22 protein-coding genes and 2 pseudogenes are annotated in these 19,253 nt (G+C 72.1%); 8 read left to right on the top strand and 16 right to left on the bottom strand.

From position 1 onward, the window contains the following. Both ACFUEL_RS15360 and ACFUEL_RS15355 read right to left on the bottom strand, forming a co-directional pair. A partial coding sequence (locus ACFUEL_RS15360) for a VanZ family protein (RefSeq protein ID WP_380236713.1) occupies window positions 1-1,131 on the bottom strand: 1,131 nt, incomplete at its 3' end. A gap of 190 nt (window positions 1,132-1,321) precedes the next feature. Continuing rightward, window positions 1,322-2,533: a serine hydrolase domain-containing protein gene (locus ACFUEL_RS15355; protein ID WP_380236711.1), complete on the bottom strand. Its 1,212-nt coding sequence runs from the start codon at window positions 2,531-2,533 to the stop codon at window positions 1,322-1,324. A 243-nt stretch (window positions 2,534-2,776) separates the two neighbouring features. On the opposite strand from ACFUEL_RS15355, the gene ACFUEL_RS15350 reads away from it, so the two are divergent. Beyond that, the gene (locus ACFUEL_RS15350; protein WP_380236710.1) at window positions 2,777-4,951 is read left to right on the top strand and encodes a hypothetical protein; all 2,175 of its coding nucleotides are present in this window, start codon (window positions 2,777-2,779) and stop codon (window positions 4,949-4,951) included. Between the two features lie 152 nt (window positions 4,952-5,103). Further along, window positions 5,104-5,586 carry a hypothetical protein gene (locus ACFUEL_RS15345; protein ID WP_380236708.1) on the top strand — a complete coding sequence of 161 codons (483 nt, stop codon included), beginning with the start codon at window positions 5,104-5,106 and terminating at the stop codon, window positions 5,584-5,586. A gap of 19 nt (window positions 5,587-5,605) precedes the next feature. Here ACFUEL_RS15345 and ACFUEL_RS15340 read toward each other — a convergent pair whose 3' ends face one another. From ACFUEL_RS15340 to ACFUEL_RS15300, 9 genes and pseudogenes are all read right to left on the bottom strand, one after another. Further along, a complete protein-coding gene (locus ACFUEL_RS15340; RefSeq protein WP_380236707.1) occupies window positions 5,606-6,034 on the bottom strand; it encodes a hypothetical protein in 429 nt (142 codons plus the stop codon). Continuing rightward, window positions 6,031-6,933 carry a class I SAM-dependent methyltransferase gene (locus ACFUEL_RS15335; RefSeq protein ID WP_380236706.1) on the bottom strand — a complete coding sequence of 301 codons (903 nt, stop codon included), beginning with the start codon at window positions 6,931-6,933 and terminating at the stop codon, window positions 6,031-6,033. The genes ACFUEL_RS15340 and ACFUEL_RS15335 overlap by 4 nt, the downstream gene beginning before the upstream one ends. After that, complete coding sequence (locus ACFUEL_RS15330; RefSeq protein WP_380236705.1) at window positions 6,930-7,712, bottom strand: DUF2071 domain-containing protein; 783 nt, start codon at window positions 7,710-7,712, stop codon at window positions 6,930-6,932. The genes ACFUEL_RS15335 and ACFUEL_RS15330 overlap by 4 nt, the downstream gene beginning before the upstream one ends. Further along, window positions 7,709-8,719 carry a DUF3419 family protein gene (locus tag ACFUEL_RS15325; protein ID WP_380236704.1) on the bottom strand — a complete coding sequence of 337 codons (1,011 nt, stop codon included), beginning with the start codon at window positions 8,717-8,719 and terminating at the stop codon, window positions 7,709-7,711. Before ACFUEL_RS15325 ends, ACFUEL_RS15330 begins: the two co-directional genes overlap by 4 nt. Then, a complete protein-coding gene (locus tag ACFUEL_RS15320) occupies window positions 8,716-9,129 on the bottom strand; it encodes a DoxX-like family protein (protein WP_380236703.1) in 414 nt (137 codons plus the stop codon). Before ACFUEL_RS15320 ends, ACFUEL_RS15325 begins: the two co-directional genes overlap by 4 nt. Window positions 9,130-9,758: 629 nt before the next feature. Further along, entirely contained in the window at window positions 9,759-10,181 is a 423-nt protein-coding gene (locus ACFUEL_RS15315) for a glyoxalase (RefSeq protein WP_380236702.1), read from the bottom strand. A 347-nt stretch (window positions 10,182-10,528) separates the two neighbouring features. Then, window positions 10,529-10,927, bottom strand: a complete 399-nt coding sequence (locus tag ACFUEL_RS15310; RefSeq protein WP_380236701.1) for a barstar family protein — start codon at window positions 10,925-10,927, stop codon at window positions 10,529-10,531. Window positions 10,928-11,219: 292 nt separating this feature from the next. Then, window positions 11,220-11,636, bottom strand: a complete 417-nt coding sequence (locus ACFUEL_RS15305; protein ID WP_380236700.1) for a DUF6924 domain-containing protein — start codon at window positions 11,634-11,636, stop codon at window positions 11,220-11,222. 94 nt (window positions 11,637-11,730) lie between these two features. Further along, window positions 11,731-12,765: pseudogene (locus ACFUEL_RS15300) on the bottom strand (IS701 family transposase). 182 nt (window positions 12,766-12,947) lie between these two features. Between ACFUEL_RS15300 and ACFUEL_RS15295 the strand changes: the two are divergent. Beyond that, window positions 12,948-13,172 (top strand): hypothetical protein, encoded by a 225-nt coding sequence (locus ACFUEL_RS15295; RefSeq protein WP_380236699.1) that lies wholly within the window; start codon window positions 12,948-12,950, stop codon window positions 13,170-13,172. A gap of 177 nt (window positions 13,173-13,349) precedes the next feature. Here ACFUEL_RS15295 and ACFUEL_RS15290 read toward each other — a convergent pair whose 3' ends face one another. The 3 genes and pseudogenes from ACFUEL_RS15290 to ACFUEL_RS15280 all read right to left on the bottom strand — a co-directional run bounded on the left by ACFUEL_RS15290 (window position 13,350) and on the right by ACFUEL_RS15280 (window position 15,137). Further along, entirely contained in the window at window positions 13,350-14,024 is a 675-nt protein-coding gene (locus ACFUEL_RS15290; protein WP_380236716.1) for a hypothetical protein, read from the bottom strand. Next, window positions 13,936-14,601 carry a transposase gene (locus tag ACFUEL_RS15285; protein WP_380236715.1) on the bottom strand — a complete coding sequence of 222 codons (666 nt, stop codon included), beginning with the start codon at window positions 14,599-14,601 and terminating at the stop codon, window positions 13,936-13,938. The genes ACFUEL_RS15290 and ACFUEL_RS15285 overlap by 89 nt, the downstream gene beginning before the upstream one ends. Next, window positions 14,598-15,137, bottom strand: a pseudogene (locus tag ACFUEL_RS15280) (winged helix-turn-helix domain-containing protein). The gene ACFUEL_RS15285 and the pseudogene ACFUEL_RS15280 overlap by 4 nt, the downstream one beginning before the upstream one ends. Window positions 15,138-15,206: 69 nt before the next feature. On the opposite strand from ACFUEL_RS15280, the gene ACFUEL_RS15275 reads away from it, so the two are divergent. The 5 genes from ACFUEL_RS15275 to ACFUEL_RS15255 all read left to right on the top strand — a co-directional run bounded on the left by ACFUEL_RS15275 (window position 15,207) and on the right by ACFUEL_RS15255 (window position 18,220). Continuing rightward, window positions 15,207-15,422: a hypothetical protein gene (locus ACFUEL_RS15275; protein ID WP_380236698.1), complete on the top strand. Its 216-nt coding sequence runs from the start codon at window positions 15,207-15,209 to the stop codon at window positions 15,420-15,422. Between the two features lie 20 nt (window positions 15,423-15,442). Then, the gene (locus ACFUEL_RS15270; RefSeq protein WP_380236697.1) at window positions 15,443-15,745 is read left to right on the top strand and encodes a hypothetical protein; all 303 of its coding nucleotides are present in this window, start codon (window positions 15,443-15,445) and stop codon (window positions 15,743-15,745) included. Window positions 15,746-15,899: 154 nt separating this feature from the next. Further along, the gene (locus ACFUEL_RS15265) at window positions 15,900-16,853 is read left to right on the top strand and encodes a MerR family DNA-binding transcriptional regulator (protein WP_380236696.1); all 954 of its coding nucleotides are present in this window, start codon (window positions 15,900-15,902) and stop codon (window positions 16,851-16,853) included. Window positions 16,854-16,893: 40 nt separating this feature from the next. Then, the gene (locus ACFUEL_RS15260; RefSeq protein ID WP_380236695.1) at window positions 16,894-17,430 is read left to right on the top strand and encodes a PHP domain-containing protein; all 537 of its coding nucleotides are present in this window, start codon (window positions 16,894-16,896) and stop codon (window positions 17,428-17,430) included. A 106-nt stretch (window positions 17,431-17,536) separates the two neighbouring features. Next, entirely contained in the window at window positions 17,537-18,220 is a 684-nt protein-coding gene (locus tag ACFUEL_RS15255) for a DUF6928 family protein (protein WP_380236694.1), read from the top strand. Window positions 18,221-18,239: 19 nt separating this feature from the next. On the opposite strand, the gene ACFUEL_RS15250 is transcribed toward ACFUEL_RS15255, so the two are convergent. Both ACFUEL_RS15250 and ACFUEL_RS15245 read right to left on the bottom strand, forming a co-directional pair. Beyond that, entirely contained in the window at window positions 18,240-18,587 is a 348-nt protein-coding gene (locus ACFUEL_RS15250; RefSeq protein ID WP_380236693.1) for a transposase, read from the bottom strand. 91 nt (window positions 18,588-18,678) lie between these two features. After that, window positions 18,679-19,194, bottom strand: coding sequence for a winged helix-turn-helix domain-containing protein (locus ACFUEL_RS15245; RefSeq protein ID WP_380236714.1), 516 nt, complete (start codon window positions 19,192-19,194; stop codon window positions 18,679-18,681). Window positions 19,195-19,253: the final 59 nt, after the last annotated feature.

Raw genomic sequence — 19,253 nt, 5'->3', positions numbered from 1 at the left:
CACCACGCCCGCGAGGCCGACATCGACGCGTCCGGGGAGCACGTCATCCCCGCCCACGCATAGGCCCACAGCGCGGGCGGGCCCTCCGCGCGGGCGGGCGGCGGCCGCCGAGCGCACCCGGCCGGAGGCCGAGACGGTCACCTCCAGCGCGGCCCCGGGCACCTCCGGCGGCCGGAAGGTGAACAGCACGGAGCCGTCCGGGCCCGCGGCGGTGCCGGCCGGCCGGGCGCCGCCGGGCGCCAGGTCGGGGAACCAGGTCTTCGCGAATTCCGTCCCGGTGTAGAGGAGTTCCTCCGCCGGACGTGGTCGGGGACCGGCTGCGTCCGGCGCGGTGAACTCGACGGAGACCAGGCGGCCGGAGCCCGCCTCGAACCGGAACCGGCCCCGGTCGGTCACCGCCTCGGTCAGCGGGAAGGCCGAGCGCGCGGCGTCGGTCACCAGCGAGGTCCGCTCCAGCCGGTCGGCCGGGCCGAACAGCCCCACCATCAGGTGCTGCGCCGGAGCAAGCACGTCCGTGGTGTCCGGCCGGGGCGGGGTGTGGCCTGACGGGCCGTACAGCGGGACGTACAGCCACCCCGCCAGCGCGACCGCCGCCAGGGCGCCGCCGGTGGCCAGCGCACCCAGCGCGTCCCGCCACGGGGCGGACCACCGCCGCCCGGCCGACGCCAGCACGGCCACGGCCACCGCGGTGCCCAGCAGCGCCCCCGAGGAGTTGTCGAGCAGATCGGCGGCGTCGCAGGAACGGCCCGTCCGCAGCACGGTCTGCGTCAGCTCCGTCCCGGCGGAGAGCAGCACGCACCCGGCCGCCACCGACAGCGGCCGCCGGAACACCCACACGCCGAACGCCGCCAGGGGCACGTACAGGGCCAGGTTCAGCGAGCCCTGCAGACCGTGCGCGACCTCCCAGCCGCCGGGATCGAAGACGCAGCTCGGCCGTCCGAAGGACCCGCTGGTGGTCGGCGTCAGCGTCACCGCCGACTCGCCCGCCAGCGCCACGGCCCACAGCACCGGCCCGAGCGGCGCCCGCCCCCGCCGCCGGGCCAGCAGGAACGCCGCCGTCCCGAACAGCACGCCGAGCACGGCGAACGCGGGGAACAGCAACGGCGCGGCGGACAGCGAGACTTCGAGCATCGGTCGTCCAGGGATCGGCGGCAGCGGCACGGCGCGGGGCCGGGCACACCCCGGTGGAAGGCCCACGCCCCCCGCGACCGGCGGTCAGCGTACGACCGGACGGCGACGGGCGGCAAACCGCCTCCTCCCTTGCGGGGCAGGCGAGGTGAGCTGCCGTCAGGTCCGGCCGCCGGCGTCCCGTGCCCGGCGCTCAGCCCGCGAAGGGGCCGAACACCACCGCGGCGAGCCGGAGGGAGGGCGCCGGGGTGATGCCGGAGTCGCCGGTGGAGTACACCAGGCGTCGGCTCAGGTCCGCGCTGGCGAAGAACCCGTTGGAGTAGCCGAGGTCGTGGCCGGTCTTGCCCCAGGCCACCGTGCCGTCCTGGAGCGGGATCCCCATCAGCCCGGCGCTGTAGCAGGCCAGGCCCTTGTCCGGCCCGAACCGGCAGTCGCCCGGGGTGAGCGAGGGCACCGGTCGCCCGGCGGCGTCGCGCGGCAGGGCGAGCAGGTCGTGTTCCTGCTGCGGCGGCAGCAGTTCGCCGTCGAGCAGGGCGCGCAGGAAGCGGTCCAGGTCGGCGGGGGTGGAGACCATCGACTCCGGGTTGCCGCCCTGCTCGGAGACGTCCACCGGGGTGCCCGCACCGTCGGCCAGGTAGCCGTTCAGGTGCGGGGAGGGCATCTGCGGCGCGCCCTCCGTGACCTCGGTGTGCCGCAGGCCCAGCGGGCGCAGCACCCGGGCGGTCAGCTCCGTCCGGAAGGAGTGCCCGGTGACCTGCTCGATGATCCGGCCCGCCAGCCGGTAGTTGAAGTTGTTGTACTCCTGGGCGCTGCCCGGCGCGAAGGACGGCCCCGGCCACGGCCGGTCGGCGGGGCGCAGCGTCCACCCGATCACCTGGTCGAGGGTCTGCACCTCGAAGCGCCGGGCGATCACGGCGTCCCGGTCGGATCCCTGGACACCCTCGACGGCCTGCGGCAGGCCGCTGGTGTGGTTGAGCAACTGCCGGACGGTGACCGGCCTGAAGGCGTCGGGCAGCACGCCGGGAAGGTACTGCTGGACGGTGCCGTCCAGGTCGATCCGGTGCTCGGCGGCGAGTTGGAGCAGCACGACCGCGACGAAGGGCTTGTTGATGCTGCCGATCCGGAAGGACGCGTTCGGCGCGACCGGCCGCCCGCTCACCCGGTCGTCCTGGCCGCCCCGCCAGGTCGACCCGTCGACGGACACCCGGGCCACCGTCCCGGCCACCGGATCCCCGGCCCGTGGTGCGATCGCTGCCCGCAACGCCTCGGCACGCGGACCGCCGACCTCGCTGCCGGCGGCCGGCGCCACCGCGGACGCGGGCGAGGGCAGTACGGCGAGCAGCAGCCCGGCGAGGACGGGGGCGGCGAGGGCGGCGGCCCGGCGGGTGGTTCCGGTGGCGGTCAAGGGGTCTCCTGGTGCCAGGGGTGCTACGGGTACGATCGGACGGCTTCGATCTTTGTCGCGGATCGCCGCCACCGGCATCCGGGTGCGCCCCCGAGGTGACCCCGATCCGACCCTGACGCGGCCTCAGGGAACTTGCCCGGCAAGGACGTTGACCCGTCGGCGGCCGGTGCCCCGGCCCGGTGGTCCGGAGCGGGGCGGGAAACCCGGTGCGGGCGGGGGAGGGGGTCTGCGAGCATGCGGGGCATGTCCCGTGATCTCGTCGCCCTGGTCGTCCGCCGCACCCACCGCCTGCCCGTCCCGGTCCAGGAGCCGCGGGCCGAGGGTCAAGGCGCCGTGCTGGCGCGGCAGTTCGACGCCGCGTTGATGTCGGTCGGGTTCAAGCTGTCCGGCGAGCTGCTGGCCCGGCTGTCCGCGCTGCCGCAGCCGCAGGTCGCGGAGGCGGCCGAGACCGGACTGGCGGCCGTCCGGGAGCTGCTCGGCGACCACGTGCGGCACAACACGTACTTCGTGGACTTCCCGTACAACGTGCCGGACACCGCGGAGTTCTGGTCCGGCCTGCTGGTCGAGGCCCTGCAGACGGGCAGGAGCGCCGCCGACCCGGACGGCGGCTCCGGCATCGACCTGCTGGCGCTGCCCGGCTACGGCACCTACCGGCACGATCACGAGGACCTGCTCGCCGCGCACGAGGAGTTCCTCGCCGGGGCGGGCGACCGGGTCACGGTGCTGCACCTCGGCGACACCCCCGAACGCGAGGTCGAGTCGCTCTACCTGGCGCTCGCGGGCAGCACCACCCCGCTCGGCGAGGAGGGCCTGCGCGACCTCGCGGCCCTCGCCCGGCACTGCGCGGACGGCCCGCAGCCCGCCGCGATCCCCGTCCGGGAGAACCGGGCCACCGTCAACGCCGCCCGCCTGCACGCCGGCGCCGGCCTGCTCGCCGACACCGTCACCGACGTGCTGCGCACCGCCTGCGCGCTCTTCGACGGCGACGTCACGCTCGCCGCCCCGACCAGGTTCGGCCCGCTGCCGCGCCCGGCCCGCCGCGCCCTGCTCGCCGCGCTGGACGAGGTGGTCGCCGCTGCGCCCGGCAAACTCGCCGACGTGCTGCGCCACCGCGAGCGGTTCAAGCGCCTCGGCGAACGCCTGCACCCGCACGAGTACCCGAAGTGGCCGCACGCCGCCCGGGTGTTCGCGGTCGCCCGCGGCGAACAGCGCGTCCGCGGCCTGGACGGCCGGGTCGACGAACTCCTCGCCGCCGGAGAACCCGGCGCCGCCGCCGAACTGCTGGCCGCCGCCGCACCCGGCAAACTGCTGCGCGCCTTCGACCGGCTGCTGCGCGCCGCCGCCACCGAAGCGGAACGGGCCGCCGTCCTCGCCGCCGCCGAACGCGCCCTGCCCGCCGCGTCCGGCCGCCTGCTGCTCTCGCTGCGCGAACACCTGGAGAACCGGGCCCGGACCAGCCGCGACCGGCGGGTCTTCGTCAACCGGGACGCCCGCAGCCACGTCGCCGACGACCTGCGCCCGCCGCTGCCCGCTGCCGAACGCGGACGCCTGACCGCCGCGCTGGACGCCGAGACCGCCCGCCGCCTGCCCGCCGACCCGCCGCCGCTGCTGGTCGACCCGGCCATCCTCGACGTGGCCCTCCCGCTCAGCGGCAACGCGAGCGCCGCCGGGATCGGCGTGCTGCCGCGCGGCTCGGTCCAGCCCGTCCGCGGCGAACTGCTGCGCTTCTTCGTGTACTGGAAGCAGCAGGAGCGCACCACCGACTTCGACCTGTCCGCGCTGATGCTCGACGCCTCGTACGACAACCCGACCTGGCTGTCGTACACCCAGCTCGGCTCCGTGGCCGGCGCGCACTCCGGCGACATCGTCGAAGCGCCCGACGGCGCCTCGGAGTTCATCGACCTGCGGCTGTCGAAGGTGCCCGGCACGTACATCGTCCCGCAGGTCAACGTGTACGCGGGCGAGGGGTTCCAGCAGGTCGAGGAGTCCTTCTTCGGCTGGATGCTGCGCGAGGAGGAGCAGCGCGGCCTGCCCTTCGAACCGCGCACCGTCCGGGCGAAGTCCGAACTGCGCGGCGCCGGACGGGTCGCCCTCCCGCTGGTCTTCGAACACTGCGAGGACGGCGAGTGGTACGCCCGCTGGCTGCACCTCCACCTGCGCGGCTTCCCGCACGCCAACCGGGTCGAGACCAACCGGGCCACCGTCGCCGACCTGCTGCGGGCCGGCCTCCGGCGGCGGTACCTGACCGTCCGCCACCTGGTCGGCCTGATGGTCGCGAACGGCGCGCACCTGCTGCCCTGGGACGGCCCCGCCCCCGACGGCCCGGTCACCTACCTGGGCCTGGCCCGCCCCGACGGCCTCCCGGAGGGCTCCCGGGTGATCACCCCGGAGAACCTGCGCGAACTCGTCCCGGCCTGAGCGGGAGCGGGGACGAGGACGGCCTGAACGGGGGGACAGCCTGAGCGGGAGCGGGGACGGGGATGGCCGAGCGGGGACGGCCTGAGCGGGGGACGGCCGGGCGGGCCGGTTAATCGGGGCGCCGGGGCGGGAGGGTGTGCCAACCTGTGGCGGTGATTCTGAACGACCACCTGAGCAGCGTCGAGCTCCGGCCACTGCGCTACGAGTTCCCCGTCGCCCGCGGGGACGAGCACGACGACAACTGGCTGATCATCGGCGGGTCGGTGACCACCGCCGAGGGCAGCTGGTCCTTCGCCGACCCCTCCCTGCTGGTCCACGAGGCCCACCGGCTGTCCCGCTGGCTGCGGGCGGCCGCCGCCGGTACGGTGCGGCCGAAGGGGCCCGACGCCGAGGGCCGGCTGTCCCCGGACACCTGGTTCGTCGAACCGAACCTGGCCGTGAGCCTCGCCGGGCGCGACGACGACGCAACGGCCGTCCGGGTGCACCTCTCGCTCGAGGCCCGGCCCCCGTGGCAGCAGGGCGAGGACGGGGAGGAGATCTACCAGTACTTCGTGGAACTGCGCCTGGACGCCGCGGCCCTGCTCCGCGCGGCCGACGAGTGGGACCGCGCACTGGCGGCCTTCCCGGCCCGGTAGGCCGCCGCCGTCGGGGTGTTCAGCCGCGCAGCGCCACCACCAGCGCGCAGGTGAAGACGGCCGTCACCCAGGTCCACAGCACCGACAGCGCGACGTGGCCGGCGGTCCGCAGCCGGTCGCCCCGCCACAGCCGCGGGGAGAACACCGCGAACTCGAAGATCCAGCGCAGCCCCCAGAAGAGCGTCTGCGCGGCCAGCAGGGCGGTGCCGAGCCGGCCCCCGGCGAGCAGGTCCGGGGCGAGCAGCAACGGCAGCAGGCCGAGCAGGACGCAGGTCAGCGCGATGAAGAAGAGGTGCACGTAGGAGACCTGACGGGACATCAGAGTGGTTCCGGCCAGGTCGGAGGGCCAGCCGATGAACCGCGGCAGGACGACGTGCAGCGCGCCCATCGCGATCAGGGCCGCGCCGACCAGGCGCAGTTGGCCGTCCAGGGTGAGCAGGTGGGTCACGGTGCGGGGCGCTTTCCGGTCGGGACGGTGGTGGTCGGGACGGTGGTGGTCGGGGCGATGGTGGGTGGGGTGATGGTGGTCGGGGTGGCGGTCGGGGCGGCGAAGGTGAAGGCGGTGACCAGGCCGCCGATCCGGCGCTCCGCGACGAGGTGCAGGCCCGCACCGGCCGCGGCCCGCAGCCAGGCCCGCCGGGGGAAGAAGTGCTGGGCGCCGGGGCCGTAGACCGCGGTGTTGGCGGCGTCCCGCAGGTGCTCGACCAGGACGAGGCGACCGCCGGGGCGCAGGACCCGGGCGCATTCGGCGAACAGCTCGCCCCGGTCGTCCGCCCGGCGCAGCTCGTGGGCGGCGAAGACGGCGAGGACGGTGTCGGCCGAGCCGGTCGCCGCGGGCAGCCGGTCGTGCCGTCCGGGAATGGTGCGCGGGGCGGGCGGCACGTGGCGGCGGGCCCGGCGGATCGAGCCCTCGGTCATCAGGGCGGGGTCGTAGAGGTCCACCACGCTCTGGGGGTGCCGCGGCCAGCGGACCGCCACCGGCCGGCTGGCCTCGTCCAGACCGGAGGAGAGCACCAGGTGCTCACCCGGACCGTCCGGCAGCAGCTCCGCCAGCCAGTCGAAGGAGCGCAGTTCCGAGCGGTCGTAGACCCACCAGGTGGCGGCCGTGCTGCTCGCCAGCAGGGCGGCGGCCGCGCCCGCGCCCGCCCGGACGAAGGCGGCAGCGCGCCCCGGGAGCCGGTACGAGAGCGCGAGGCCCGCTCCGGCGGCGAGGCAACCCGCCGCGTACAGCGGCCAGTTGTAGCGGACGACTTCCCGCACCCCGGAGAAGCGGACCGGTTCCTCCGGGGTCGGGCCGGTGCTTCCGGTCGTGCCGGTGTTCTGCGGAGCCGTCGGGGGCCGCCTCATCGTTCGGCCCCGTCCTCGGCGCGGCGCCGGCCGGCCTCCCAGCCGTAGTCGAGGTCGGCGACGTGGAAGGCGTTGGCGAGGACGGGTGCCGTCCCGGCGAAGGGGCCGTGCGCGAAGAAGGTGGGCGGGGTCGGCAGTTCCACGGCCACCGGGGTCGGTTCCCAGCGCGCCCGGGTGGCCTTGACCACGATCACCGACCGGGTCTGCGGCTCGTGCTCGAAGGTGTAGGGCAGCGGCCCGGCGAAGCGCCGGGCGTCCTTGGCGGAGGCGAACGGGCTGCCGTCGGGCAGGCCGGCGGGGGCGCCCGCGAGGTCCGCCCGCACGTGCAGGTCGGCCCGGCCGTCGCGGCTGAGGACCCGGAACTCCAGGGTGTCGTCGACGACCCGGCTGCCGATCCGGGCGAGCCGATAGTGGTAGCGGGTGAGCAGGTTGCCGCCGAGGGCCATGACGCGGCTGTCGGTGTCGCTGCGGAGGATCTTCAGGCCGCGCATGGACCGGCCCCCGGGCGTCGGGAAGCGGGCGAAGATCCGGTACCCGGTGAGGAGCAGGTCGGCGCCGAGACCGGCGGGCAGGAAGGCGGGCCGCAGGTCCCGGGTGTCCACCAGCGCCGCGGCGACGAATCCGTGCTCGGTGCCGGTCGGGTCGGTGTAGGTGTCGAGGGTGAGCCCCGGCGGCAGGAGCGGCTCCAGGACGCGTGGCGGCAGGGCGTAGGTGAGGACCAGCGAGTGGGCGAAGTGCGTCCGGATCGGGACGGGGTGGCGCTGCAGCAGGTGCTTCATCGGGGCTCGGTTCCGTCCGTTCCGGCGGCAGCGGTCGTGCCGGTGTGGACCACCCGCACCACGCCCCAGATCATCGACCGGTCCTCGGCGGCGCGTCCGGCCCCGGCCGGGCCCGGTTCGCGCAGACTGCGCACCACCGCCGTCCCGCCCGGCCGCACCGCGTGCTCGACGGCGGCGCGCAGCCGCCGGGCGAAGTGCGGGCCGGGCCCGTCGACCACGTTGGAGAGCGTCACCGCGTCGTAGCTCCCGGCGGCGCAGCGCTCCAGGTGCTCGACGACCTCACCCCGTACCAGCCGCACCCGTCCCGGGCCGACCGCGGTCGCGTCCGCGGCCGTGCCGGGGCGTTCACGGCCGAGCAGCAGCCGCCAGGCCCAGTCGTTGGCGGCGTTGGGGTGCCGGGCGACGGTCCGGGCGATCCGCCGCAGCAGCACCTCGTCGAAGCCGCGCGGGACCGCGCACCGGAAGCCCGGCTGCAGGACGGCGGCGAGCGCCCCGGCGGGCCGCAGGGCGGCGGCCGCCAGCAGCCGAAGCCCGGGGCCGTCGAACTCGTCCGTCCAACGGCGCCGCTGCTCGCCCGGATCGTCGAGGCGCAGGAAGTCGGCGACGGCGGCAGGCCGCCAGCCGGGCAGCAGGGCGGCGGCCGTGGCGCGGCCCAGGCCGGTCAGCCGTTCGGCCGTGCCGGTCGCGGCGGGCGCGCCGTCCTCCAGCCGGGCCCTGGCGTAGGCGAGCTGGACCGGGTTCAGGTCGACGGCCGTGACCTCGTACCCGGCGGAGGCGAGCGCCGCCGCGGTGTCCCCGGCGGAGGCGATGCACAGCACCCGGGCGCCGGGCGGCGGGAAGACGGCGAGTTCCACGGCCGGATCCTCGTACATGCGGCCGAAGAGCACCCGCGGGCGGCGGGCCGGACCGGCGAGCAGCCGGCCCCGCTGCCACGGCGTACCGGTGGCAGGAGCCGGTGCCTGCGCTGCGCCCGCGGTCCGGCGGATCGGGGAGGAGGAGAGGGTCATCGTGCCCCGAGCTCCCTCACGGCGCCGTTCCCCCGCGGTGTGCCGTACGCCGTGCGGTGGGCGGGGCGGTGGGCGGCGACGAGCCAGATCAGCGCGAGGAAGGCGAGGTCCTGGACCACCAGCCGGCCGGGCTCGGGGATGTGCTGCGCGCCGACGAGCAGCCCGCCGGTGTTGAAGCCGACGACCAGAGCCGACTGCACGACCGCGGCGGCGTACGGGCGGTGCCCCAGCAGGACCCACATCCCGAGCGCGACCTCGGCGAGGCCGATGGCGACCAGCAGCGCGCCCGCCGCACCGGCCGGCAGCAGGGGCAGCCCCTCCACGATGGCCCGCTGGTCCGCCCGTCCGGGAAAGACCTTGCACCAGAAGCCCTCGTACCACCACATCAACGCGACCGCGACGGCCGGCAAGCGGGTCCTGCCGATGTCTACCACGGTCCCCCCTCTCCTACGACTGCCCGTGTCCAGGGCAGGGCGGCGCAGGCCCCCGTTCTCCTCGGGCCCGACGCTGCCGATCATGCCGCAAATTTTGAACGCGTTCAATGTGGGGTGCGGGGCCGGGTCGGGTCCTGTCGCCTGTGGTCCACCGCGACGCGGGCGCGGCCGGGGCGCCGACGGGGGTGCCGGTTTGCGGGGGTGCCGACCTGCGGGGCGGGCGGCCGGCGGGGCGGGAGCGTTTCGCCTGCTGTGGGCGTGGGTGTGGGCGTGGGCCGCTACGGCGTGCGGGAGTTCGAGTGCTGGGCCTGCTCGTGCTCCATGGGCGTCCGGTGCGCCGCTGCGCCTGTGCCCCAGCCCTGGCGCGACCTTTCGGCCGGGTGCGTGCCGTCCCCGATCCGCGGGAGTGTCGGCGAGGGTTCCCGGATAGGATCCGGGTGGCAGTGGCTCGTCCACGATGCGGCCGGATCGCCGAGCAACTCACCGCTGCCGAGGGCGCCCGGTGATGCTGCCTGGTGGTCTGCGGTCCCCCGCCGGGTTCGAGTGGGGCGTGTCCGCTCTCGTCGAACCACTGCCGGGTGGGCGAAGGTCCGTTGAGGATGCGTTCAGGAGTGCGGTTCGAGGAACTCGAGTCGGTTGCCGAACGGGTCCACGGTGTGGAAGCGGTCCTGTCCGGGCACTTCGTCGCTGAAGGTGACGCGGTGCCCGTGGGTGGTCAGCCGGTCCGCCAGGGCGCGCAGTCCTCGGACCTCGAAGCCGGGGTGGGCCTTGAGTGTGGGGCGGAAGTCCTGTTCCACGCCGAGGTGGACCTGGAAGCCGGGGCCCTGGAACCAGCAGCCGCCACGGGCGGCGAGCAGTGGCGGCTTGGGGATCTCGCACAGTCCGAGCAGTTCGCCCCAGAAGGCGCGGCACTCCTGCTCGCCGCCGGCCGGAATGGCGAGCTGGACGTGGTTGACGGCGGTGAAGGAGGGGGTGGTGGTCACGGTACGGGCCTCCAGCAGGTTCCGGCGCGCAAGGTATCTCGACATCAAGATACCTTGCGCGCCGCCGCGCGCCTACCGGTTCGCCGTGACCGTCGACTGGAACCCGGACGGGGCTGAATCGGCAGGGTGTCCCGGTGCGTGCTGACCTTGTTCCGAATGTCCCGGATCTTCCGTATATCCCGGATGTCCCGGACGATCCGGCCGACCGTGCCGCCGACCCCTGGAAACCGCCGTGTGCCGACCGGGGCTACGTCTTCGACAGGCGCCGCCGCCTACCGCGGAAACGCGGCCTCAAGCCGGTGATCGTCCGAGGCGGCGCGGCCCACGGCTTCTTCGAAGAGCCGTCCCCGCCCGGCAGCAGGCACGAGGTGTCACCGTCGGCGCCACAGCGGCTACAGCAGCAGCGAATTGAACGACCTGCCGGGCTGATCCATCCCGTGCCCCCAGCGTCGACCTGCGGCATCGAGGATTCCGAGAAGGGTCTCGCGATCCTCGGCGCACTCCTGCAGCATGAGCGCTGACCGCTCGATGACGATCAGGTAGTGGTCGGCGGGCACCCACTTCATGTCGCGAAGGCAGTCCGAGAGGGCATTCCAGTTCCAGCCGAAGTGGACCGGGAACCTGAGGCGGACACTCATCTGTTCGAAGAGCCCTTGCTCGTTGCCCATCTCGGCGCCGTCCAGCCAGGCCACGTAGCTGCTCCCCGGAGGCGGCAGGAGGAACGAGGCGCGCAGGGCGTCCTCCTCCAGGTGGTGCACCCAGGGGGCCTCGCCAGTCCAGTAGTGGTTCATGTCCCGTCCGGTTCAGGGTGTCCGGCCTGCTCCCGACACGATAGCTGTGCCGCGCTCAACCGCTTCGCCGGGGAAGCGTCCGTCCCGGGCCGGGCGTACTGCGGTGGCCGACTGCATCGCTTCCCGTCGGTCCCGCAGTCAGGGCCACTCGTCAGGCGGGTCGAGATCCTGACGGATGGGCAGGCGGCCCGGTGCGAGGTGGTCTGCCGCGCCCCGCCGGCAGACCAGGGCCCAGACCAGCCAGCAGGAAGGCCGCCACGCGCTCGTCCGGCCCTCGGGAGCCGACGTCGGGTCAGCCGCCCGCAAAGCCCCGGAACATGCCCGATGCGTCCGCAGCATCAGCGAATTCGGCGAAGTCCATGTTGGCGATCGTCAAATTGGCGGAGACGTCGACGAAGCAACGAGGTGCGACCCGAAACGTCCGGCCGGGTTCGGCATGGAGATCGACGGCCAGGACGGGATGTTCCTCATCCGTCATCGTGATCGCGTCCGCAACGAAGAGGTGGCGGAGTTCGTCGCCGGCGGCCGCAGCTGCGTCCACCAGCGCTTGAGCGCTCATGCCGTTGAACGAACGATCGCTGACATACGTCGCGTGACAGTACTCGCCAACGCCGTCGATTGCCGCTCGCACCACCTCCCACGCCGCGTCGCTGCTGAAGTCGGTACGGAGGACGAGCGAGGTCAGATCCTCGGGTTCGGGCAGGGCCATGCCGGCGATCCTCCCACCTGTCGGGCCGAGCCCTACGCGCAAGGCGTGGCCCGCGCGATTCGGAGGCATCTAGTACGGCAGTTGTAGATCGTGATCATGGTCGGGTTGACGCTTGTCGCAGATAGTGGCGGGTGCGGGCTCTGGCCTGGTGGCGCCGGCGCCAGTAGGACCAGCGGAAACGGTGCTCGGCGGTGTGGGCAGGCCGCACGATCAGCGTGGTGAACAGGTGCGCGATCTCGTTGCAGGTCAATGGGATCAGCCCGTCCGGGGAAGGCCGGTGTGTGCGTTCGTGCGCGGTGGCGACGGCCAGGAAAGCGCGCGCGAGCATCGCCTGGGTGACCCAGCGGCGCCAGGACGTCCACCGGTGGACCTGGTGCTCGTCCAGTCCGGTCAGCCCCTCTCCGGACCGGAACGTCTCCTCCACCGTCCACCTGCGCCCGGCCACTCGTATGAGCGTGGACAACGGCACGGTTGTGGGTGAACAGCAGCGATGGAAGGCGAGTTCGCCGGTTGTGGCGGACCAGGAGTTGGTGGTGTCCGGGGCTTGCGAAGAGAGGGGTTGCCGCCGTAGACCTCGCCGTCGGCGACCCATCGTGCCGGGACGCCGGAGTCCAGGGCGCGGGTGGTCATCCGTGCGGCCGGGGCGGGCTTGCCGGCGAAGCCGACAGGGTCGGGGATGCCGGCCAACGCGCTCCGCTCGCGGTCCTCGGTCCAGGAACGCGGGACGTACAACTCCCGGTCGATGGCCGCGTGTCCACTCTGCGCGGAGTAGACCAGGTGGACCGCGACCTGGACGTTCTCGACCCTGCCCGCAGTGCCGGTGTACTGGCGCTGCACTCCGACCGTCGCGGTGCTCTTCTTCAGATCGCCGGTCTCGTCCACGATCAGGACTGCTTCCACGTCGTGCAGGTGGTTCACCACGTAGGTGCGGATGTCGTCACGAACCGCGCCGGCGTCCCACTTGGCGCGGCCCAGCAGGTGCTGCATCCCGTGCGGGGTGGTGTCCCCGGCGTGCTCGGCGATCGTCCAGCAGTTCTTGCGCGGCAGGTCCGACAGCAGACCCAGTACCAGCGGGCGGGCCCGGCGGCGGGGTTCCACCCCGGGCGAACCGAGCCGCGACACGGCCCATCAGCCCCTCGAACACCGCCTGCCGGTGTCCAACATCTACGCTGTGACCTGCGGCCACTGCTTGATCCTTCGTTGTCTTCACAAAGCACGATGATCTTCGGTGGCTGCACCTTTGCCCAGGCGAGCAGGACCACGACTCCCGGCCATGGATTGCCTGGTTCCACGCGAGGATGGAGAGTCCTGATGAGTCGCTACGAGTTGAACGAACGCGAAGCCTTCGTGGCCATGTCGCGGTTCGTGTGGCAGTTCGCGAACCGAGCCGGGGACGACCTTCTGACGCTTCTGGGGGACATCGGCATCGAGGCGGACGGTGGGACGACGGACCCTGCCGCCTGGGATGACTGGATGAAGTGCGTTCGGTCGGTCGTCGACGGCGCAGAGGACCCGGCAGGTGGGTCAGCGGGATAGAGGCTCGTCGGGCGAGTCTCGGCATCGCAATGGCGAGAAGGAGGAATTGTCAAGACCTGTGGATCAGATCAGTCTGGGGCGTTGATCCGGTCGTTGGGTTCGGCGGCTCGCCGCGTTGCGGACACGGCGGGTGCGTCCGTGCTCAGCTACTGAACTCGAACTCGTGATGTCGGGTGGTCAGCTGCTCGCGCCGCTGTGCGCGAACGGGTCGGTGAGCTGTGCTGCGGGCGGAGTGGCGATGAGGAGAGTGCTCATGGGGCCGGATGTCGCCGTGAGCCTGGTGGGGTCGAAGCTCAGTGCCTGAGCGAGGGCCGGGGCCAGGCACTCCCATTCGGCAAGGAGGTCGACGGCTTCCTCCGGATCCAGGTCTTCGGGGCGTCCCGTGACGCCGATCGCGTCGAGGCTGTCTCGTTCTGCTTGGACGGGCTGTCCCAGCGCGAGTTCGGGGTACTCGCTGATCCAACGCCTGGTGATCGAGCCGTGCTCGGCAATCAGCCAGGCGTCTCCGTCGCGTTGCTCGCCGTAGAAGTAGGCGTGCGCCTGGCCGTGACGCGTGCTCAGCTCCAGGCAGAGGCGGGTGACATCGGCTGTGCGGTTCAGGTAGGGCAGGCCGCACCACGGGCCGACGACCAGCACCCAGCCGTCGAGCGGGGGCGTGACCAGCACGCGGGAGAAGCGCTCGGCGGGCTCGTGGGCGATGCGGTCGATCAGTTCGGCGCCGGCGGACCAGGATGTCTCCGTGACCTGGGTGAGGCCGATCTGGTCAGCCACTTCCGTCCGGTCCTGGGCGCGGACCGCCAGCCAGGAGAGCCAGCAGCTGGTGATCGCCTGGGGCGGCTCGGGCTCTGTCATGAGCGGCAGCGTAGCCCGGGGCATTGCCCGGCTCGGCGGCGCCACCCGCGGGCTGGTCCAGGGCGAGCCCGGTTCCGGCAAGGCATCCGTCGATCACGTCCGGGCGGTACTGGAGCCTCTTGAGCCTGCGCTTCACGGCGCGGGTGACGTCTGCGAGGTTGGCCGCCGCGAGGTTGCCGATATCCCGCTTGACCAGCGACCGGATCCCTTCGGTCGGATTCAGGTCGGGCGCGTAGGTCGGCAGCTGGAAAACCGTGAGCCACTCGGCGTTCGCGTCGATGAACTCGCGAAGCTGCTTCGTCAGGTGCAGGCGAACGTTGTCCCAGACCAACACGATCGGGCCGCCGAGCTGGATGCGGGCACGGACGATCAGGTCGCGGAAGTCGTGCCAGCCGAAGCCTTTCGGCTGGTTCTTGCGCCCGGTGTACTCCCGGACCGCGTAGAACAGCCGGGACCGCTGGCCGGGTCTGTAACAGGTCATGCCGACCATCGACACCCGCCCGGAGCCCCGACCCCGGACTCTCACGACCGGCGTGCAGCCCCGACGTCCCCAGGTTCTGGCGCGCGGCGGAGTCAGTGACTGTCCGGCTTCGTCCTCGAAGACCAGCCAGGACCCGCGCTCCGCCGCGATGCTCTTACCCGCGGTCAGGTCTCCTTCTTCCGGACCTCGACCGCGCTGTCGTCGCGCTCGATCGCCCGTCGGGCCGGCTGCTGCCACGACCAGCCGTGGCGTCTCAGCAGCCGCCAAGCGCCCTCCACGGTGTATGAGACGTGGAACAGCCGCCCGATCAGGGACTTCACCCGGGCCAGGGTCCACCGTTGATCCGCCCAGCCATGAGCCAGCGGTCCCCGTTCCAACTCACGCTCCAAGCGTGCAATCCGGACCCCCGACAACCGTGGCCGCCCCGGCGAGCCCTTCGACAGCACCCCGTCTTCGCCCTGCTCCCGCCAGGCCCGGCGCCACCGCTCGACCGACCGCTCGCTGACTCGCAAGGCGGCGGCGATCTCGCCGTTCTTCTCGCCCAACTCGAACAGTCCCACGGCCTGCAGTCGCAGCCGCTCCCTCGCGGCCCTCCCGGCGTCGGTCAGCCCGCCGCCCTGTGCGTACCTCACACCCCAGGGCTATCGGGTCGGCCCAGTGCCGCGCAGGCAAACGACCCCGACATCACTCGATCAAGTTCAGTGGCAGCCCACCAGCGCCGTATCGGCACCCCGAGACGCTCCCGTGCACTCGGCCCGTTCCGGCAGGCAGTGCTGGTGCTGCGCTGGTTCCGCGAGCGCGGCTGCGCGCACTGCCCGGCCCGCGACGCCGGCGTCTCCCGGGCCACCGGCTACCGCTACCTGCACGAAGGCATCGACGTCCTCGCTGACCAGGCCCCGACCTGTACGAAGTCCTGAGCCGCTGTCAGTGCAAGGGCATGACGCACGTGGTCCCGGACGGCACGCTGATCGAATCAGACCGCCTCGCGGGTGTCCGCGAGAACGGCAACGACCTGCGGTTCAGCCAGAAGCACAGGGCGTTCGAAGGCAAGTCGGAACAGGCACTTCACATCGACACCCGCATGTTCAACACCCTGCTGCGGCACGTCCGGGCCCTGGGCGAGCGAACCGCCGCCGAGCTCGAGCAACGCCGGCGCACCCTCCAGCGCGTCACGCTCAGCCCCAGCCGGATCGGCGACATCGCACGCACCGCCCTCGTCCTCAACGGAACCTGGAAATGACCACCGTTGAGAAAACCTCACTGGGCAAGGGATTGAGAGCCGCGTTGCTCCGTTGTGCGCGACGCGGTTCGACACGGCCGGTGTGCTCGTTCCACCCGATGGCACTGGACCTTGCCCCCGGGGGCAAGGTCTAGGGTGCCTCGCAGGTGATGACATGAAGATCAGTGAAGTCGCGCGGCGCGCGGGTGTGACGACGAAGACGGTTCGCTACTACGAGGCCGTGGGGCTGATCGCTCCTGCCCGGCTTGCCAACGGTTACCGGGACTACTCCCTGCAGGACGCCCGGATGGTGCGCGAAGCCCGCGCGCTGAATCAACTGGGGATCCCGGTTGAGCAGACTCGCCCTTTCCTTGAATGTCTTTCCCAAGGTCGGGGTCACGTGGATGACTGCCCTTCCTCGCTGGCTGGATACCGGGCCGCCATCGACGACCTGACAGAACGGATCGAGGCCCTGACCGCCCGGCGGGCGGTGCTGGTCGAGCACCTGCGAGATGCCGCCTACCGCAACAGCGGCACTCGCTCCAGTGAGGAAGAGGGCACCGTGAGCGACCTGGGCCGGCTTCCGTCGGGCCTGCCCGTCCCCGAGGACGACGGCGCGGCCGACCATCTCGTGGGCCGGGCAATGCCGGACATCGATCTCGCCAGTACCGCAGGTTGCGCCGTCCCGGTGCATGCGCTGGGTGAAGGCCGTTCCGTCCTGTACTGCTATCCGCTCACGGGCCGGCCCGACACGGACGTACCGGACGGCTGGGAGGCCATCCCCGGCGCGCGCGGATGCACCGCGGAAGCGTGCGACCTCCGCGACCACCACCAGGAGTTGACCGCTCTCGGTGCGGCTCGCGTGTTCGGCCTGTCCAGCCAGGACACCGGATACCAGCAGGAGGTCGTCGATCGTCTGCGGCTTCCCTTTGCGATGCTCTCGGACCCCGCACTGCGGCTGGCGGCGCTGCTCGGTCTGCCGACCTTCGAGTTCGGCGGAATGACGCTTTACAAGCGCATCACGCTGATCATCCGTGGCGGCGTGGTCGAGCACGTCTTCTATCCGATCTTCCCGCCGAACGAGCATGCCCGTCAGGTATTGGAGTGGTTGAAGGACAACCCCGTCTGACCACACCCCCGCAGTCTCGTCACCGCCGAAAGGATCACGGATGCTCCCGCCGGACAGTCACGTCCACAGCCAGTGGTCCTGGGACGCGCCAGCAGGCTCGATGGAGGAGACCTGTGTACGCGCGCTCGACCTCGGGCTGCCATCGGTGGCCTTCACCGAGCACGCGGACCTCACGCCCTGGACGCTCGGCCCAGGCGCGAAGGCGTCGCCGGAGCGGGGTCAACTCGTCGTGGACGAAGTGCTGACCCCGCCCCCTCCGGATCTCGACGGATACCGGGAATGCCTCGAACGATGCCGGGAGCGCCATCCGGAGCTGCGGATCCTGTCCGGTATCGAGTTGAGCGAGCCTCACTGGCACCCATCCCGAGCCGAGGCGTTGCTCGGTGCGGGAGGCTTCGAGCGGGTACTCGCCTCGGTGCACTCCGCGCCGGCCGCCAGTGGTTTCGGATTCACCGAAGTCTCCGCCCGATATGCCGATCGGCCACCCGCTCAGGTCGTCCGCGCTCATCTTGCTGAAACGGCCCGCCTGATCGAACAGTTCGCGCCGTTTGAAGTGCTGGCACGCATTGACTACTGAACTTGAACTCGTGATGTCGGCCTGGGCGTCGGTGGACTGCTGGTCGTCTGTCGGAGGCAATCGGTAGCCTCCCGGCGGGACTTCACACAGACCGAGGACGGGGAGCATGGGAGCGAAGACCGCGGTGCTGGCCTATGCAGACGATGTGATTGCCAACCTGCTCCAAGGCGCGTCAAAGGGCGAGATCGACGGGGCTGGGGCACTGGCTGCTCGGGTTCGCCCCGGTCACCGCATCGACGCGGACAACGAAGAGGCCTGGGAACTGGCGGACGCGCTCTACCCGCCCGAGGGGACCGTCTGCGCGCTGTCGGCGCCGGGCCTCGACCTGGTCTGCGACCAGGAAGTCATGCTCGACCGGCCCTCGGAACTGCCGCAGCACCTGGTAGCGGCCGGCCAGGGCCGACGCCTCTATCTCCACGCCATGCACAGCGTCGTCGACTGGCTGGCCTTCGCAGTCTGGGACGACGGCAAACTCGTACGCTCACTGAGCCTGTCCCCGGACAACGGCATCATCGAGGACATCGGCGAACGGCTCCCGTTCGAGCTGCCGTACTGGGAAGGCCGACACCCGGTGGAGCCCTATCCGCCCTTCGAGGACGAGGAGCCGTACTCGCTGCCCTTCCATCCGCTGGAGTTGGGCGAGCGAGCTCTGCTGGAGTTCTTCGGCTTCTATGTCGAAGGCTTCTCCGGCGGGGACGATGACACCCCCGAGCCGATCGTGGACATCTGGGACGTTGAACTGCATGGCTTCCGCGTGACAGCGGCGTCGCAGGACGAGGCCACGGCCTGAGCCGCACACTCCTGAAGGCTCAGCCCAGTGGCACCCAGGCAGCCGTCAACGCGGCGAGGTTGCCGATGTCGCGCTTGACCAGCGACCAGATCCCTTCGGTGGGATTGAGGTCAGGAGCATAGGTCGGCAACTGGAACACCGTGAGCCACTCGGAGTTCGCTTCGACGAACTCGCGCAGGGGTTTCGTCAGGTGTATTCGGACGTTGTCCCAGACCAGCACGATCGGCCCACCGAGCTGGATGCGGGCCCGGATGATCAGGTCTCGGAAGTCGCGCCAGCCGAAGCCCTTCGGCTGGTCTTTGCGCCCGGTGTACTCCCGGACCGCGTACAACAGCCGCGATCGCCGGCCCGGCTTGTAGCAGGTCATCCCGACCATCGACACCCGCCCGGAGCCCGGCCGCGCACCCTGACGACCGGCGTGCAGCCCCGGCGCCCCCAAGTCCTCGCTCGCGGCGGGGTCAGCGACTGCCCGGCCTCGTCCTCGAAGACCAGCCAGGCCCCGCGCTCTGCCGCGACGGTCTTACCCGCGGCCAGGTCTCCATCTTCCACACCTCCACAGCCGTGTCATCGCGCTCGATCGCCCGCCGGCACGGCTGCTGCCAGCTCCAGCCGTGCCGCTTCAGCAGCCGCCAAGTGCCCTCGACCGTGTAGGAGACGTGGAACAACCGACCGATCATGGTCTTGATCCGTGCCAGGGTCCACCGCTGGTCCATCCAGCCGTGGACCAGCGAACCACGCTCCAACTCCCTTTCCAGCCTGACGATCTGGGCTTCACTGAGCCGAGGTCTTCCCGGTGATCCCTTCGACAGCAACCCGGCCTCGCCGCTCTCGCGCCAGGCTCGGCGCCACCGCTCGATCGACCGCTCGCTGACCCGCAGCGCGGTCGCGATCTCCGAGCTCTTCTGTCCCGCCTCGAAGCGCTCCAGGGCCTGGAGCCGTAACCGCTCCCGTCCCGCTCTCCCGGCGTCGGTCAGCCCTCCACCTTGCGCATACCGCGCGCTCCCAGGGATACCGGTGGCGAGTACCGACTGCC

This window comes from Kitasatospora sp. NPDC057198 (assembly GCF_042670125.1).
Classification (GTDB): Bacteria; Actinomycetota; Actinomycetes; order Streptomycetales; family Streptomycetaceae; genus Kitasatospora.
This window is presented reverse-complemented; position numbering and strand designations above follow the sequence as displayed.

Excerpts from the sequence above, each read along its gene's own strand:
- ACFUEL_RS15350 (WP_380236710.1), top strand. The coding sequence starts at position 2,777 with ATGTCCCGTGATCTCGTCGCCCTGGTCGTCCGCCGCACCCACCGCCTG.
- ACFUEL_RS15335 (WP_380236706.1), bottom strand. The coding sequence starts at position 6,933 with ATGAGGCGGCCCCCGACGGCTCCGCAGAACACCGGCACGACCGGAAGC.
- ACFUEL_RS15330 (WP_380236705.1), bottom strand. The coding sequence starts at position 7,712 with ATGAAGCACCTGCTGCAGCGCCACCCCGTCCCGATCCGGACGCACTTC.
- ACFUEL_RS15325 (WP_380236704.1), bottom strand. The coding sequence starts at position 8,719 with ATGACCCTCTCCTCCTCCCCGATCCGCCGGACCGCGGGCGCAGCGCAG.
- ACFUEL_RS15315 (WP_380236702.1), bottom strand. The coding sequence starts at position 10,181 with ATGTCGAGATACCTTGCGCGCCGGAACCTGCTGGAGGCCCGTACCGTG.
- ACFUEL_RS15310 (WP_380236701.1), bottom strand. The coding sequence starts at position 10,927 with ATGAACCACTACTGGACTGGCGAGGCCCCCTGGGTGCACCACCTGGAG.
- ACFUEL_RS15305 (WP_380236700.1), bottom strand. The coding sequence starts at position 11,636 with ATGGCCCTGCCCGAACCCGAGGATCTGACCTCGCTCGTCCTCCGTACC.
- ACFUEL_RS15295 (WP_380236699.1), top strand. The coding sequence starts at position 12,948 with ATGAGTCGCTACGAGTTGAACGAACGCGAAGCCTTCGTGGCCATGTCG.
- ACFUEL_RS15290 (WP_380236716.1), bottom strand. The coding sequence starts at position 14,024 with ATGACAGAGCCCGAGCCGCCCCAGGCGATCACCAGCTGCTGGCTCTCC.
- ACFUEL_RS15270 (WP_380236697.1), top strand. The coding sequence starts at position 15,443 with ATGACGCACGTGGTCCCGGACGGCACGCTGATCGAATCAGACCGCCTC.
- ACFUEL_RS15265 (WP_380236696.1), top strand. The coding sequence starts at position 15,900 with ATGAAGATCAGTGAAGTCGCGCGGCGCGCGGGTGTGACGACGAAGACG.
- ACFUEL_RS15260 (WP_380236695.1), top strand. The coding sequence starts at position 16,894 with ATGCTCCCGCCGGACAGTCACGTCCACAGCCAGTGGTCCTGGGACGCG.
- ACFUEL_RS15255 (WP_380236694.1), top strand. The coding sequence starts at position 17,537 with ATGGGAGCGAAGACCGCGGTGCTGGCCTATGCAGACGATGTGATTGCC.
- ACFUEL_RS15250 (WP_380236693.1), bottom strand. The coding sequence starts at position 18,587 with ATGACCTGCTACAAGCCGGGCCGGCGATCGCGGCTGTTGTACGCGGTC.